At 65.6% G+C, this 14972-nt stretch carries 11 protein-coding genes; 2 read left to right on the forward strand and 9 right to left on the reverse strand.

Annotation, left to right across the window (positions count from 1 at the left end; all coding sequences use genetic code 11):
• Positions 1–30: 30 nt before the first annotated feature.
• The 9 genes from IT306_00470 to IT306_00510 form a co-directional block, all read right to left on the reverse strand.
• The gene (locus IT306_00470; GenBank protein ID MCC7366861.1) at positions 31–1050 is read right to left on the reverse strand and encodes an NAD(P)-dependent oxidoreductase; all 1020 of its coding nucleotides are present in this window, start codon (positions 1048–1050) and stop codon (positions 31–33) included.
• Positions 1047–2303, reverse strand: coding sequence for a nucleotide sugar dehydrogenase (locus IT306_00475; GenBank protein ID MCC7366862.1), 1257 nt, complete (start codon positions 2301–2303; stop codon positions 1047–1049). The genes IT306_00470 and IT306_00475 overlap by 4 nt, the downstream gene beginning before the upstream one ends.
• Positions 2304–2581: 278 nt before the next feature.
• Positions 2582–4330, reverse strand: a complete 1749-nt coding sequence (locus IT306_00480; GenBank protein MCC7366863.1) for a glycosyltransferase family 39 protein — start codon at positions 4328–4330, stop codon at positions 2582–2584.
• 154 nt (positions 4331–4484) lie between these two features.
• Positions 4485–6047 (reverse strand): hypothetical protein, encoded by a 1563-nt coding sequence (locus IT306_00485; protein MCC7366864.1) that lies wholly within the window; start codon positions 6045–6047, stop codon positions 4485–4487.
• Positions 6048–6069: 22 nt separating this feature from the next.
• Positions 6070–7488: a hypothetical protein gene (locus IT306_00490; protein ID MCC7366865.1), complete on the reverse strand. Its 1419-nt coding sequence runs from the start codon at positions 7486–7488 to the stop codon at positions 6070–6072.
• 657 nt (positions 7489–8145) lie between these two features.
• A complete protein-coding gene (locus IT306_00495; protein MCC7366866.1) occupies positions 8146–9099 on the reverse strand; it encodes a c-type cytochrome in 954 nt (317 codons plus the stop codon).
• Between the two features lie 24 nt (positions 9100–9123).
• Positions 9124–9744, reverse strand: coding sequence for a Rieske 2Fe-2S domain-containing protein (locus IT306_00500; GenBank protein MCC7366867.1), 621 nt, complete (start codon positions 9742–9744; stop codon positions 9124–9126).
• A gap of 94 nt (positions 9745–9838) precedes the next feature.
• Positions 9839–10828 (reverse strand): menaquinol-cytochrome C reductase, encoded by a 990-nt coding sequence (locus IT306_00505; GenBank protein MCC7366868.1) that lies wholly within the window; start codon positions 10826–10828, stop codon positions 9839–9841.
• Between the two features lie 100 nt (positions 10829–10928).
• Positions 10929–11675 carry a cytochrome b N-terminal domain-containing protein gene (locus IT306_00510; GenBank protein ID MCC7366869.1) on the reverse strand — a complete coding sequence of 249 codons (747 nt, stop codon included), beginning with the start codon at positions 11673–11675 and terminating at the stop codon, positions 10929–10931.
• A gap of 418 nt (positions 11676–12093) precedes the next feature.
• On the opposite strand from IT306_00510, the gene IT306_00515 reads away from it, so the two are divergent.
• Both IT306_00515 and IT306_00520 read left to right on the forward strand, forming a co-directional pair.
• The gene (locus tag IT306_00515; GenBank protein ID MCC7366870.1) at positions 12094–12867 is read left to right on the forward strand and encodes an SDR family oxidoreductase; all 774 of its coding nucleotides are present in this window, start codon (positions 12094–12096) and stop codon (positions 12865–12867) included.
• A gap of 224 nt (positions 12868–13091) precedes the next feature.
• Entirely contained in the window at positions 13092–14915 is a 1824-nt protein-coding gene (locus IT306_00520) for an NYN domain-containing protein (protein ID MCC7366871.1), read from the forward strand.
• Positions 14916–14972: the final 57 nt, after the last annotated feature.

Here is a 14972-nt window from a genome sequence, read left to right on the forward strand (position 1 = left end):
CGCTCCTGCGGGAGTGCGGGCCATCGCCGGCTAGATCGTCCCGGCCGCGACCGCGTTAGTGATCCAGGGAATGACCTCGTCGAGCATGGTATCGAGCGAGGTGGTTGCCCGGAAGCCCAGTATCCGCTCCGCCTTCCGAACATCTGGAGTCCGAAGCTGGACATCGTGCTGAAACGGGTCGTCACTGACGTACTCGAACGGGGTGCCCGATCGCATTTTGCCCCAGATGGCGCGTGCCAGTTCGAGGACGGTGGTGCGCTCGGTGGTGGACAGGTTGAAGTCCTCGTTGAGCGCAGACGGGTGCTCCATGCAGATCCGGATGCCGCGCGCCAGGTCGCCACCGTAGGTGTAGTGCCGTACCTGCGAGCCGTCTCCCAGAATGTGCAGCGGGTGCTGCCCACGGGCCACCTTCTGGATCAGATCCGGCACGACATGGCTCATGGCGAGCTTGACATTGCCGCTCGGGATCTCGCAACCGCCCAGTGCGCGCTGCTCGCCGGTGCCCACACAGTTGAACGGCCGAATGATGGTATACGGCAGGCCGTATTGCTCGAAGGCACCGCGTGCGAAATACTCGCAGGCGAGCTTCTGGAAGCCGTAGGTGCTGGTGGGTGGCGGGCACTCGAAGATGTGCGATTCAGGCGTTGGGAAGACGGTGGCGTTCTCGAAAACCATCGACGAGCTGATCACGTTGATCTTCTTGAGCGTGCCCTTCTTGAATCCGTACAGGGCAGCATCGAAGTGCGCAGCGGTGATCCGTTCGTTCTCGGCAATCAGATCGTATGCATACTCGTGGAAGTAGCTGATGCCGCCGATCCGGGCGGCGCTGGCGACCATCTGGTCACAGCCCTCGACCAACCGACACAACAGATCGACATCCTTGACGTCGCCCCGGACGCATGAATAGTTGGGATGGTCGTCGTAGCTCTTCTTCACGCGACCGTACTTCGAAAAATTGTCGATACCGACGACGCGGTGACCCGCTCGGAGAAGCTCGTGGACGACGTAGCCGTTAGTGAACCCGGCACTCCCGGTGACCAGTACCTTCATGATGCCAGCTTCTGCATCCAGCCAGGACTCATCGTCCCGGCCGCAGCGTCTTCACGAGCCGCACTCTGATCAAGGCAGCCCCACATGTCCTCAACCACGATGTGGGGTGGTACCCGCAGGCCACGATACTCGCGGTGTGGCACGCCGACAATCACGATGTCGGCTCGCGAGAGCGCGTCGTCGAGCGAAGCGAAATCCGGTCCGTCGAGATACGGATCGTTCAGAATCACTTCCTTCGCTTCCAGCAGCATGATCTTCCGTAGCTTGAAGCTCAGCGAGTCACGCGTGTCGTCACAATCGGCTTTGAACGTCATGCCAAGGATCGCAACTCGCTTGTCACGGAGGTTGAGCCGGCTCTTCAGCGTGTTCACAATGAATTGCGGCTGTCCTTCGTTGACCAGCATGGCGGCGTGACCCAGGAAGAAGCTGTTGTTGCTGAACGCCGCCAGTTGCATCGTATCCTTGAGCAAGCACGGTCCCGCCGCGAAACCGGCGCCGGGCAGGCTGTCCACGCGCGGGTTGCCGGCAGTCGCGGCGTGGTGGACCCGCGAGAAATCGACCCCAGCCTCGCGGCTGAGAAGGTAGAACTGGTTCGCTACGGCGAACTGGATGTACCGATAGCAGTTGCAGAAGAGCTTGGCGAGTTCCGCTTCCTGCGGCTCGACTTCGATGATTTCGCTCGTGATGCGCGAGAAGAGATCTCGGACCACCTGCAATCCGACGCTGTCGAAGCCACTGATGATCTGCGGAATCGTGCGCAACTCGCGAAGCGAGTGCCCTTGCGCAATCCGCTCGGGGCAGAAGGTGACGTGGACCCCAAGGTTCCGCTGCTGAAGCATGGCATGGACGCGCTCGCTCAGCCCAGGGTACACGGTACTTCGAAGAACCAACGTCTGGCCGTGCCTGAAGTGCGGGCTCAGCTGCTCGATCACCCGGTAGAACTCGTGGGCCTGGGGAGTCAAGAACTCATCGACCGGAGTGCCGATGACGCAGATCACGATGTCGGCATCGGCAACGGTAGATGCGTCGGTTGACGCTGTCAGCCGGCCCGTCGGCAGCAGTTGCGCCAGTAGCTCGTCCGCGCCGTTTTCGAGGAATGGCATGCGGCCCGCCATCACCGACGCCAACGCGTCAGCATCGATGTCGAGCAGCTCGACGGCGAACCCCTCGCTGGCGAGCACGAGTCCGAGTGGAAGACCGACGTGTCCGGCGCCGCCGACGATGCAGATCCGTTCCGTTGGCGGAGGTAGCACTCGTGTCATGCTACCCGGAGCGAGGCCAGGCAACGTCGAGGGCACAGCGCCGGTCGGGTTCGATTCATGCGACATGAGGCGCCCTCCTTCGTCTGTTCTCGTGAGCGAACCGCGCCGCCGAAGATTGCTCGTGGTCCTCTGGCGCTTCTGGAGTCGTCTGAAAACGACGGACGCGCGCGGTTCGTTGCGCCACCTGGACTTACAAACGGGATTGGCCTGTCAAAGGGGCCGGCCTTGGCCTGGGTCTGAGCACCGCCCGCGATGTCGCCGGCTCGCGGTCAAGTGCGTTCCCAGATGGCGTATGTGCCGAACTGGGCTGCCAGCCGATAGTTCGTATGGATGTAGTGGTCGAGAAGCGGCGATCCGACCGGGATCGTGGCGTACAACTCGTCAAATCCGCTGTACAGGACGAGATGCGTGACGTCTCGCCGCTTCAGCTCGCCGATGATCTCCGCCTGTACGGGCGGCGTCGTCGCGACACCTGGCTCGAACTGGTGGTATTTCGTGGCGCTCGGACGGTCCGCCAGGAAGTAGAAGAGGATCGGGTTGCCGATGGTCTGGTCGTTTCGACGACTCCCTACGAAGATCGCACGGTCCGGCGCGACATGCTCGCGTATGTAGCGCACGGCGTCATACAGCTCCGTCGAGATCTCGGCGCAGCCCGAGGTGTCGATGGTCCAGGGGCAAGGGCCGGTCCAGAGTGGGCGTGACCTAACCGCCCAATAGATCATTGGACCCTGAATATATGGTATCGTCGCGACCAGAAAGAGCATGAACGCTAAGCGATGTAGCCACGCGCTACGTCGAACTGCGAAGAACCTCGGCAGGACGGCATTCAGGAGGATCACGGCGATGATGCTGGTGGGTATCTCGTGTGCCCAGTCCTTGATGATGCGCGTCTGCCCGAGCAGCGCAAGCCCGAAGCACCAGAGGAGTACCGTGCCCCAGAACACCGTACGATCGACCGTTACCGTCCTGTACCGGGCCAACATGCAGGCTCCGACAGCGATCATTCCAACATAGATCGCCACCGGCGCATAGAACCGAATCCACTGCACGACGAGCGTGATGGACTCACCCGGCTTGCCCTGAAGTACTGCCCACGGATTGAGCAGGAGTGGCGGATTGGGCTGACCCCGCACCAGCGGTGCAATCTGCACCGGGTAGACGAAGAGCTGCGCCCAGAGTTGATCCGGCGGGACTTTCAACAGCAGGTCAGTGAAGATCGGAACGGTGGGAATCGCGACGGCGGTCAGAAGCATGCCCAGGTTCAGCGCTGCTTCGCGGCAGGGCCCTCGCAGACCATCAGACCGTATCCTGGTCCATCCGAGCGGGCTCAAGACCGTGACGAGTGCAGTCGACGCGGCGGCGTAGATGCCGATATCGTGGCGATACACCGTGGTGAGCCCGACACAGATTCCGGCCATGAACAACCAACGCCGTCTGCCATCGGAGATGTGCCAGCACACGGCCTGCACAGCGAGCAGTGAGAAGAGCAGCGCGGGGTAGATCGGATAGTTTGGAAACGCCACCGAACCGAGCCAGATCAGCACCAGCACCGGTGCCGCCAGCGTCTTAATGCCGGACACGAACTGCCGCGTGACCCTGAACACGGCGACGACGAGCGCGGCTTGAATCGCGATATCCCAGACGCGAGCCGTGAGCAGCGTGGCTCCGAAGAGATCGAACAGCAAGGCCAAGGTGTAAAACTGGCCAGGGGCATAGAGCGACCAGAAATCGCGGTACGGAACCTCGCCGCGCGCTACGCGGAGCCCGGCGACATTGACGAGGCCCTCGTCGAACAAGGTTGGCGGCTTCGCCAGGCCGGGGAGCAGGTAGGCAACGGCGACGATGGCGAGCACGATGCCTATGCGATAAAGCACCGACTGAGGTTGCGGCGCAGACGCCACTTGGCCTGGATCGGGCCGCAGCGTTGGAGCAGATACGGGCTCCATCCGCTCGGCCAGCAGCGGAGGTATACCCTCAAACCTACCGAGCTCATCACATCGGATCTTCTTTGCCGTCATGCCCGCCTCAGACTTCTCGTCAGTCGTCATTCACTCAGCCTAACGACGACGTGGGCGACGAAGAGGACGAGAGCCCGGTAACCCACGCGTACGAGGAAGATGCGAGGCGTGCACCGCGGCCTGACCCATCGAGCACGACGGCTGCGCGGCGGACCTAGTCCAGGGCGCCGGCCCCAAGCCCGGCCGTTGGGTGAGCGTCCTTTGGGACATAGAACAACCGTGTCGGGGACTGGTCGGCGAGCACATAGTGCTCTCGGATTCGCGCTTCGGTGCCGGCCGGCCACCATGGGAATCCGTCGAATGTGGCGGTCCGTTCGAGGGGGGTGGCCAGGACGATCAGCGAGAACTCTTGCCGCTCGATCATGGTGTTGAGCGCCATCGGGTTCCAGTGACCACCCTGAGACAGCAGTGCGACGCCAAATGGATCAGCGAACACGGCAGTCTTGCCGGCGCGCACAACGGCCAGTGAGTCCCGTTCCGTGAGCACCTCTCCAGGCGCCTCGGCAATGGCCCGCACTAGGGCGGTCTCGTCCGGCGCGTAGAGGACGTGATCCAGCAAGGCGGCGCCAGGGAGGCAGGCACTCGCGACGATCCAGGCCGCCAGTGGGATGGCTAGGAGACGCGCACGCGACGACGACGTCGCGGCGACGGGTGACAGGTCATGGCGACTCAGTCGCCAGAGGTGCTCCACACCACGTCCGCCGAAGACCGCTAACATCACCGCCAGTTCGAGAAACTGGTTGTAGCTGGCGCCGATCTTGGCGGTGGCAAAGAGTCCCGCCCCGGCGGCCAGGAGCGTGTACCAGCGCAGCACCGTCAGGGACCCTGTCGACGTCTTCTCGCCGCACCAGCCGATGAGGCCGAGCAGCAAGAGTGGCCCACCGAGGATCAGGAACAGCCTGACCTGTTGCAGGACGAGGTCGAGGCGCATCGGGAGCACGTTCGGCGTGATCGTGCTCGCGGCAAACAGCCCCGCCGTCAGCACATGCTCCAGCATCAATCCGGCACCGACACTGGCGCTCCAGACCGTGGCGAATACGATGGCGCGACGCCATTGCCGCAAATGCATGGTCCCGAGGATGAAGGCGCCGGCTGCTGCGACGTAGGACTGCTTCGTATGGAAAGCCAGCGTGAGCAGGAGCGCCGCCAGCACCGCTCCGCGCAGGCCCGGCCAGCGCAGTCCGGCCCAGAGTCCTCCGAGGCAGCAGACGAGCGCGAGGGCGTCCGGCCGGGCGACGTAGAGCCACGGATGGACGATGTAGGCCGAGATGAACAGCCCCGTTGCCACGGTAGCGCCATAACGCGAGACGCCACACTGGCGTGCAATTGCGAACAGCAGCCCCACCGAGCCGAGGGTCGCAACGGCGGAAGTCGCGCGGGCCAGCATCACCGTCGCATTGGCATCGCTCGACAGGATCCGGGCCAGCGTGCCCACCACTTCATAGTAGAGCGGCGTGTACAGAGCCAGGTTGAACGGGTAGGCATGATAGTCCGGATAGAGTGGAGCACCATCGCGCACCTGCAAGATGCTGAACACCATCCACCCTTCGTGATGGAAGGCTTGGCCACTCGCGGCGATGCCGCGCACTGCCGCTGCCAGTCCGAGCAGCGTGCCGACGCCGATGAGGACGACGATCAGCCGCGTGAGGATCCACAGCCATCTGGCCGCAGCCGGTCCCTCCACTCGGGCAATCCGAGGAAAGTCGAGTTGGAACATAGATCGCTCCTCAGTGCGCGTGCTAAGGCGTGTACAGATACTGCGCGCCTAGCCGGCCAACGGGGTGATACCGCTGCTCGATCCCTTCCCGTACGCCGGGCGGCCACCAGGCGACGCCGTCATAGATGACGGCGTCTTCAACCGGATGGTCAAGCACGATGAGCGCAAACTCGCGCCGTTCGATCATGGCGTTGATCCGGCTTGCATCCCAACGCCCGCCCGTTGCGACCAGGCCGATGCCGAACGGGTCGGCCAGGACCGGGGTCTTCCCTGCCAGCACCACCGCCAAGGAATCATGCTGGGTCAGGACGGGACCTGGCGCGAGCTTGATGGCCTCGACAAGCTCCGTGGCGTCCCGCGGGACAGAGCCATATGCCGCGAGGGTACGCAGCGGCAAGACAAAGCTGGCAGTCAGGCAGGTAAGCCCCGCCAGCAGCAAGAGTGAGCCTCTGGCTGGCGCAGTCGGCACAGCCGGTAAGTTTGCGTTGGAGGAGGTCAGGGACGTCAGGCCGTGTGCACCGAGCACGGCGAGCGCCGCGACCGTTTCCAACAGATAGTTGTAGTTGGAGCCGATCTTGGCGATTGAGACGCTCGCGATGCCCGCCGCGAGGACTACATACCAGCCAAGGACGCGCCGCGTATCGGGACTGAGGCTCGATGATCGCCAGCCGAGCGCGGCGAGCCCGATGAGCGGCAAAGACAGTTGGGCGAATGCAGAAAGTCGCTGGTAGGCGAGCCGTGGATCCAACGGGAGCGCGTTTGGCGCAAAGGCGTTGCTCAAGAAGAACCCCGACGAGGACCATTCGAGCCAAGCTACACCGACGACGACCACTCCACTCCATGTCACGATTAGCAGAGCGGAGCGGTCCCACTGCCGGCGCTGCAAGGCCGCCAGGGTTAGCGCTGCGACACCCACCACGAAAGATTGTTTGGCGAAGAACGCCATGGCGAGCAGCACTGCCGCGACAACCACTGTAGTGCGACGCTGCGCCGCTACTCCCACAGCAAGTCCGACCAACGTTAGTGCCAACGCCAATGCGTCGGGGCGCGTGGCATAGGCCCACGGATACACGACATACGACGACAGAAACAGGCTGCCGGCACTCAGGGCTGCGACACGGCGGAGCCCCCCACGGTGCGCGATCCATGTGACGGTGGCCGCCGCTGCCAGAGTCGCGAAGACCGACACGGAGCGTGCCAGCACGAGCGTCTCCATCGTATCAAGGTGCGCGATGCGCGAGCCCGCAGCGACGGTCCAGTAGTAGAGTGGCGTATACAACGCGATGATGAACGGCTCGTAGCTGTACTCGGTGTAGAGTGAGTGCCCATCGCGTAGACGAAGGATGCTGTACAGCAACCATCCTTCCGGGTACATCGTCTCAGCGGTCCCGCCAAGTGCTCGACTAACCGCGACACTGGCCATCACGAGCGCGACCAGCATGGCCCCCCAGATGAGCCGACCAAAGAAGCGGCGTCGATCCTTGGTGGGCACGACCGGCGCTGGGACAGCGAGCGGCCATCCAACGCTTGGGGGGACGGCCTCTGACGGATTCATGCCACGTTCCCATCTCGTGAGCGCAACCGCACAACGGCGTGCGCAGTGGAACTGTCACTCGTCACGGCGCCGTGATCCTGTCTCGTGCTTACAACGAGCCGGATCCCCTCGATGGGGATGGTCACGTGAAGCTGTTGAGTGACCTTCGATTGAAAGCCTGCAAAGGATTCAGTGGTCAGCCTTGACGAACCGCGCCAGGTCGCTCGATGGGGAGTTCGCTCGGCTTGGCACCCTTGAGGATCCTGTCAACGTAGGACGCAGATCGCCGGTACCGGTCCTCGAAGTTTGTTCCATAGCCGAGTAGTATTGGCGGCCCTCACTCCCACTGGCGTTCAGTGTGTCACGCGTCGCGCTTCCGTACCACGAGCGTCAGCGAGTGGACCCGAATGGTTGTAGGTCCGGCTCGCTGACGCTCGCGGTGCGGATGGCGTCCTATCTGAACGGCATGCGGGTTTCAACCTCCGACGACCCCGCACAGTACGACAAGGGCCGAGCGGCGAATCGCCGCTCGGCCCCGGGCGAGGACCTCTGGAGAGAGGAAAGCTACTTGCGGGTCAGGAGGTACGCCTCGACCTGCTTGATCTCGGCGTCGGTCAGCAGGCCCTGGAAGGCGGGCATCAGGCCGGCCGCGTACCCCTGCACGACGAACGCGCCCGGATTCCGAATCGACTCTTCGATGTACGCGGCAGCGTCCGTCCCCGGCTTGCGGGTTTCAGCCACCGTCGCGATGGTCGTGAGGGCCGGCCCAGTCACGCCGCCCTGCGACCCGATCTGGTGGCAGCCGATGCAGCCCGCCTTGCCGGTGAAGATCGCGAGACCAGCCTTGGCGTCTTCCGAGAGGCCAGCGTCGTCCACCTTCGGCAGCGTCGGCTCGGGAGAGCCGTGCGCGATCTTCTCCTTGGACTTCTCGCGCGCCACGTCCCAGGCCGTCTGCGTCCCGTGCATGACCATGTCGCCGCGTGTGATGAGCATCGCGACCTCGTGGATCTGCTCGTCCAGCAGCTGACCGCCGTCCTCGCGGCCCCAGGCCGGCATCACCAGCCCCTTGCCACGATGGACCGTCCGCACGACGTACTCGTAGCGGGCCTTCAACCCCTCAGCATCCTTCGGGTGCATGTCCGCGCGGTTGAGGGCCGGCGCGACCACCGAATCGTTCGGCGGCGGCACCTGCGCCCCCTGCCCGTCGATGCCGTGGCAGGAGTAGCACAGCGACGTGTACGTTTCGATACCGCGCTCGATGGCGATCTTGTCCTGTCGCTCGGTCGCCTTCACCTGCCGAATCGGCTCGTAGTAGGCGTACCCCGTCAGCAGCAGCCCCGAGAGGATGAGCATCGCGAGCGTCGCGACGACCTTCCGCTCCATAGACGGATTGCCGGTCGGAACCTCTGGAATCGGCTCGTGCGAGCGTCGCCCCACGCCGCTCGCATAGGCCACCAGGGCCAGCAGCAAGACAAGCATGCCGACGAAGAGGACCAGTGCCCCCGCGCTCAGTTGCATGCCAGGAATCCTCCTCCGACCAGCCTAGACTGGGGTCGGGTCTGACTTACGGTCAACGCCCGCCCGGACCTTGACACGCGTCGGGTTCGTGTCGATGTAGATCTTGCCGTCGCGGATCTGCACGCCGAACAGGTCCATCGGGCGCGGCGCGGGGCCAGCCACGATGTTGCCGTAGCGGTCGTAGATCGAGCCGTGGCAGGGGCAGTTGAAGCGCCCCTTCGCGGCCAGATCGTCCTCAGTCTGGTCGTCGGGCTTCCAGGGGACGGTGCAACCCAGGTGCGGGCACTTCCACCAGAGCGCCAGGACGCCCTCGGGAACCCGCGACACGTAGCACTTGCCGTTCTGGATCAGCTTCACGTCGCCGACGTTCAACGCGGCGACCTCGCCGGCGTTGATCTCGCCGCCGAACGCACCCACCTTCTTCGGCCAGAAGAAGATGCCGAAGCCGGCCAGCCACTGCCCGACGAGGCCCAGGATCGTGCCCCAGCCCGCGAATCGGAGCAGTGTGCGTCGGCTCCAGAAGCCGCGACGCACCTCGACGGGGACATCCGCGCCGGGATTCGGCGAGGAGGACCGTCGCTCCGCCTCGGCCGCCGCATCAGAGCCCGGGAAAAACAGCCCTTGCTGAGGAGCTTCTCTCGCCATTCAAGACCTCCACTCGCCCCGGGCGGGGCGGAGGGCGCAACGACCCTGTACGGATCGCTGCGCCATGACTGCTGAGATAAGCATGAGCAGATAGCTACTCGACGCGGATCATCTTCGGATCCCACGGCCACATCAAGTGCATACCCTGACCACGCATGAACGTGCCCACAATGGTCAGCACGACGTAGGCGACGAAGAATCCGGTGAAGAGAGCGATCATCCAGTCCCGTGCGTTGTCTGGCTTGTAGTACTTCTTCAAGAGCCAGACCAGCACCGCGATGGGACCATTCATCAGGATCATCGGCACAACGATGTCCACCATGACGGGGGCATTCAGAAACGAAAGGCCCGTATTCCGCGCCAGGTTGTTCATCAACGGCTTCTGACCCACGAACTCGTCGAAGAACACCAGCCCGATCAGCACCACCGTGGAGAACCACGAAGTGAACCAGGCGATCGACAGCGCCTTCGGCGTGCCGAACCACTTGCCGACGTCCTTCGGGTCGCGGTCGAAGTAGGGGATGATGGCGATCAGACCGAGCGCCACAGCCGGCACGATCACGCCAGCGAGGGCCGGGTGCATGTGGAGCAGCAGCTCCTGAAGATTCAGGAAGTACCAGGGCGCCTTCGACGGGTTCGGCGTTTTGTCGGCGTTGGCGTGCCCTTCGAGCGGCGACTGAATGACGATGGCGATGACGATCATCGAGACCAGCAGCAGCACGGCGGCCATGAACTCGATGGTCACCAGGTGCGGCCAGACGTAGACCAGCCGCTGCGACTGCGCCTCGGCAGCCGAGTTGCCCGCCTTCGCGGCCGCGGCCGGGGCAGCAGCCGCGGCCGCTGGACGCTCGGCCGGCCCACGCTGCACGGCAGCCGCCAGCCGCTGACGCTGATCGGGCGAGAGGCCAGCCGCGCCACCACCGGCGGCCGCAGGCGCGGCCGGCTTCGGGGCGGGAGGCGGGGGAGGAGCAGCAGCGGCGGCTGCGTCTCCATCCTGGCCAGCAGCCGGCGGACGACCGATCCCCGCAGCCGCCGCGCGCTCCTTGTACATGCGCGCGCGCTCTGCAGGCGAAAGGTTCGCCATGTCCGGCGTTTTCTCGAGCGGATTCGAGCCGTCAGGGGGCATCACCGAGCTCCGTTTCTCGTTCCCAGATAGCGGATGCGAGCGTCACCACGGCGAACGATCACAGCGGGCCGGCGATGCCGCCGTCCTTCCGGATGCGCCAGAAGTGAACCGTCATGAAGAGCGCCGTCAGCAGCGGCAGCGCGATGACGTGCAGGACGTACCAGCGGATCAGCGTGTTGTCGCCGATCTCGTAGCCGCCGACGACCGCGAACTTGACCGCGTCGCCAACAATCGGCGTCGCGCCAGCCATGTTCGTGCCCACGGTGACGGCCCACATCGCCAACTGGTCCCACGGCAGCAGATAGCCGGTGAAGCTCAGCAGGAAGGTCAGCGTCAGCAGGATCACACCGACGATCCAGTTGAACTCACGCGGCGCCTTGTACGCGCCCGTGTAGAACACGCGGACCATGTGTAAGAACACGGTGATCACCATGCCGTGCGCCGAGTAGCGGTGCAGGTTGCGCAACAGCAGGCCGAACGTCACCACCGTCTCGAGATCCTTCATGTCCTGATAGGCCACCGCCGTCGCGGGGCGGTAGTAGAACATGAGCAAGACGCCAGTCACCGTCAGCAGCAGGAAGAGGAAGAACGAGAGGCCGCCCAGGCAGAACGTGTAGGTGATCTTCAGGCTCTCACGTCGGATCCGCACCGGGTGCAGGTGCAGGAAGACGTTGTTGAACATGATCAGCGCCTGGTTCCGAGGCGTACTCGGGTAGCCAGTGCGGAAAATGCTCTTGAAGACCCGGTTCTCAGTCAGCGCCCGACGAAAGTTCCCTGTACGGAGGTCGTCGAGAAAGGGACGCATCTCTTGCATGTCGGTGCGGCACCTCGAAGTGTCGGAGGATCGGCGGCGAGTGCGCGGAGGACGGGCAATCCTGAAACCGACCGGGTTGAGGCGCCCGGCACGGCCCAGTGTGAGGATACAGATGAGGGGATGAGACGAAGAGCGATAGCGGCAAAACAGCCAGTCAGCGGCTTTCGCCAACGGAACTGCGCCAGTGGAGGATAGCGTAGCGCCCGGCAACGGCCAGGGGCAAGCCCCGGGCACGGCAGGCTCGCAGGATCGTACCATCGGCCCGGGAGCCTGTCAACGCGATGCCTGAGGCCCGTCGGCCTTCCGCGAGCGCGAGAAACAGGCACAGTCGCCAGATGTCGTCGCCAGACGGCGCGACACGCGGCTCGCTCGACAGCGGCGCTCCCGAAGCACCAGCTGGGGGTACCTGATGACGGTTCACGATCTCTTTCGCCTCGACGGACGGGTGGCCGTCATCACCGGAGGCTCGCGCGGGCTCGGGTTGGAGATCGCGCATGGCCTGGGCGAGGCCGGCGCGCGCGTGGTGGTCACCGCCCGGCGCAACGAGTGGCTGGGGCCGGCCGAAGCCGAGCTGCGGGCAGCCGGGATCGAGGCGAGTGCGTTCGCCTGTGACGTCTCTGACGAAGACGCCGTGAGACAGCTCGCGGCCACGGTACAGGAAAGGTTCGGCCCGGCCGACATCCTGGTCAACGCGGCCGGCATCAGCTGGGGCGCACCCTCGCTGGAGATGCCGGCCGAGCGCTGGCGCGCGGTGCTGGACGTGAACGCTACCGGCTCGTTCTTGTGTGCACAGGCGTTCGGCCGCCAGATGGCGGCGTCGGCGGGCGGCGCCATCGTCAACGTGGCCTCGGTGGCCGGCTTGATCGGGCAAGCGCCCGAGATGATGGACGCAGTCGGCTACACCGCGAGCAAGGGCGCGGTCATCGCCATGACCCGCGACCTCGCCGCCAAGTGGGCACGGCACGGCATCCGGGTCAACGCCGTCGCGCCGGGTTTCTTTCCAACGCGCATGACACGTGGCATCATCGAGCAGGCGGAGGCGCACCTGAACGCCGTCTGCCCGATGAATCGCATCGGCCGGCCCGGCGAGCTGATGGGCGTCGTGCTGTTCCTGGCGTCGGACGCTGCCAGCTTCGTGACCGGGCAGGTGCTGGCGGTCGATGGCGGCGCAACGGCGTGGTAGTCCGGCAGGCGAAGATTCTCCCCGCGAATCTGGAATTCCGGACGCCAGGTTCTTCGTTAAGGAGTGTGGAGGCACGGCGCACGTACGCATGAGCGCCACGAGCCGTGCCACGATCCTGGACGCAGGTGCGAATCGCGAACGCCGCCGCACCTCAGAGAGTGCCCATCAGCGGTGAAAACGCGCTGATGCTGGTACACTTCGGACAGGATCGGGGGAGGATGCATGTGACAGACCGCTCAAAGACCGTCGTAATGCTGATTGACTGGGACAATCTTCAGATTTGCCACAGCCGAGACGCACCCGGAACCGACCTTGACCTGCAGGCCCTGATCGCGCTTGCTCAGAGCTATGGCACGCTGGTAACCGCCCGCGCCTACGCCGAGTGGAACCTGCTCTCCGAGCGGCTGGCCGTCTATCGCGCCGGCATCGAGCCGGTCTTCGCGCCCGTGATGCGCCCCGAGAACAGTCCGCGTGAGGGCAAGAGCCTGGCCGACACGGTCATGGTCGCCGATGGCGTGGATCTGCTCTGGACTGTTGCGCCCGACGTCTTCGTGCTCGCCACCAGCGACAAGGACATGATTCCGCTGGCGCGCATCGCGAAGCAGCGCGGCGCAGCCGTGGTGGTGCTCGGCAGCGATCTGACCGCCATCCCGCTCGTCGAGATGTCGAACGTGTTCATCACGTACCGGCAGCTCCTGCGCGAGCTGGACCGCGTCGGCGAGCTGGAAGCCCCGGTTGGCCGCGCGCCCGCGCGCGAGCGCCGGCTGCGTGAATCGCGACGACCAGCCGGCGAGCCGTTCGGCAGCGCATCAGGCGTTCCGACCGGCGCCCACAACTTCAGCGGGGCCAGCTCGTTCGGCGGCGCATCGGGCTTCGGGTCGGGCGGACGCGCAGGGGGACGGAGCGGCGGCTCGCTGCAGTCCCCGGTCGGTCCATCGCTCGGCGCAGGCGTCGCTCCGCCACCACGACGGGTACAGCCCGTTGCGCCTCCCGCTGAGATCGCCAGCGCACTGACCGTGACCACCGTGCCGAGCAGCGTATCGACCGGCGTCGATGCCGCCGACGACACGGCCGACGCCAGCGGCACGAGCCTGGGCGAGCCGGGCGCACGCCGGCGACGACGGCGTGGCGGCCGGGGCCGACGCACCGGGCTGGCCGGGGGCGCGGAGGGCGAAGCGTCCAGCGTGACGACGCTCCCGCACGACGACGAGGCTGAGGACGACACGTCTACCGAGGCGACGGCTGAGATCCGGCCGGCGCCCGTCGTGCCGCCGAGTCCGGACGACCTTGACGACGCGGTACTCAAGCTGCTGGCAGCTCGGGACCGGGACGCGGCGGCTCCATCAGCCGAACCGATCCTGTCCGCTCCCACTGCTGCCGAGACGGAGCCGGAGCCAACCGCACCCGCCTTCGTGTCGCCGGCCACCTTCGACACCGCCGACGAGCCGCCGCCCACCCCACGCAAGCGAATCGCGCGGACGTCGTTTGGCGCGTTCGGGCCGCGCGAGTCATCCGCCCGGCCGCTCGGCGTGCCGCCGTCAGAGCCGGTCGATGCCGTGCCGATGACGCCGGCTGAGCCAGCCGCCATCATCGGCCAGCCGGCCGCGGAACCGGCCGAGGGGATCGCGGAGCCGAACTCCGAGCCGGCAACGCCGGCACCGGACGAGGCGCTCGCCAGTCCTGCCCCGACAGCCGAGGCAGGGGTCTCCGGCGAGGCGGCCGCTGCCGACAACACATCGGCTTCGGCCAACGCATCGGCGGCGGAGCCGAGCGACGGCAGCGCTGAGGCGGCCACCGCCGACGCGCCCGCCCGAGCGCGGTCCGGGCGCAGTGGACGCTCGTCGTCTGGCCGCCGTGTGCGCCGCCCGGCCAGCCCTACGGCGGGTGAGTCGGCGGCTGCGCCAGTTGCCGAGGCAGCCGCCAGCCCGGCCGATGCTGCGCCGGCGACCCCGCCGCGACGGCGGCGAACGCGCCAGGCCGTCCGTGAGGCAGCCGCGTCGTCAGAGTCGGCAGGGACGGACTCGGCTGCAAGTGAGGCGGGCGCCTAGCGCGGCGCAGAGCGATGCACGCGCCGTGACACCCCCTCGATGAGGGCTCAGTCAGGG

The organism is Chloroflexota bacterium (genome assembly GCA_020850535.1).
Classification (GTDB): domain Bacteria; phylum Chloroflexota; class UBA6077; order UBA6077; family JACCZL01; genus JADZEM01.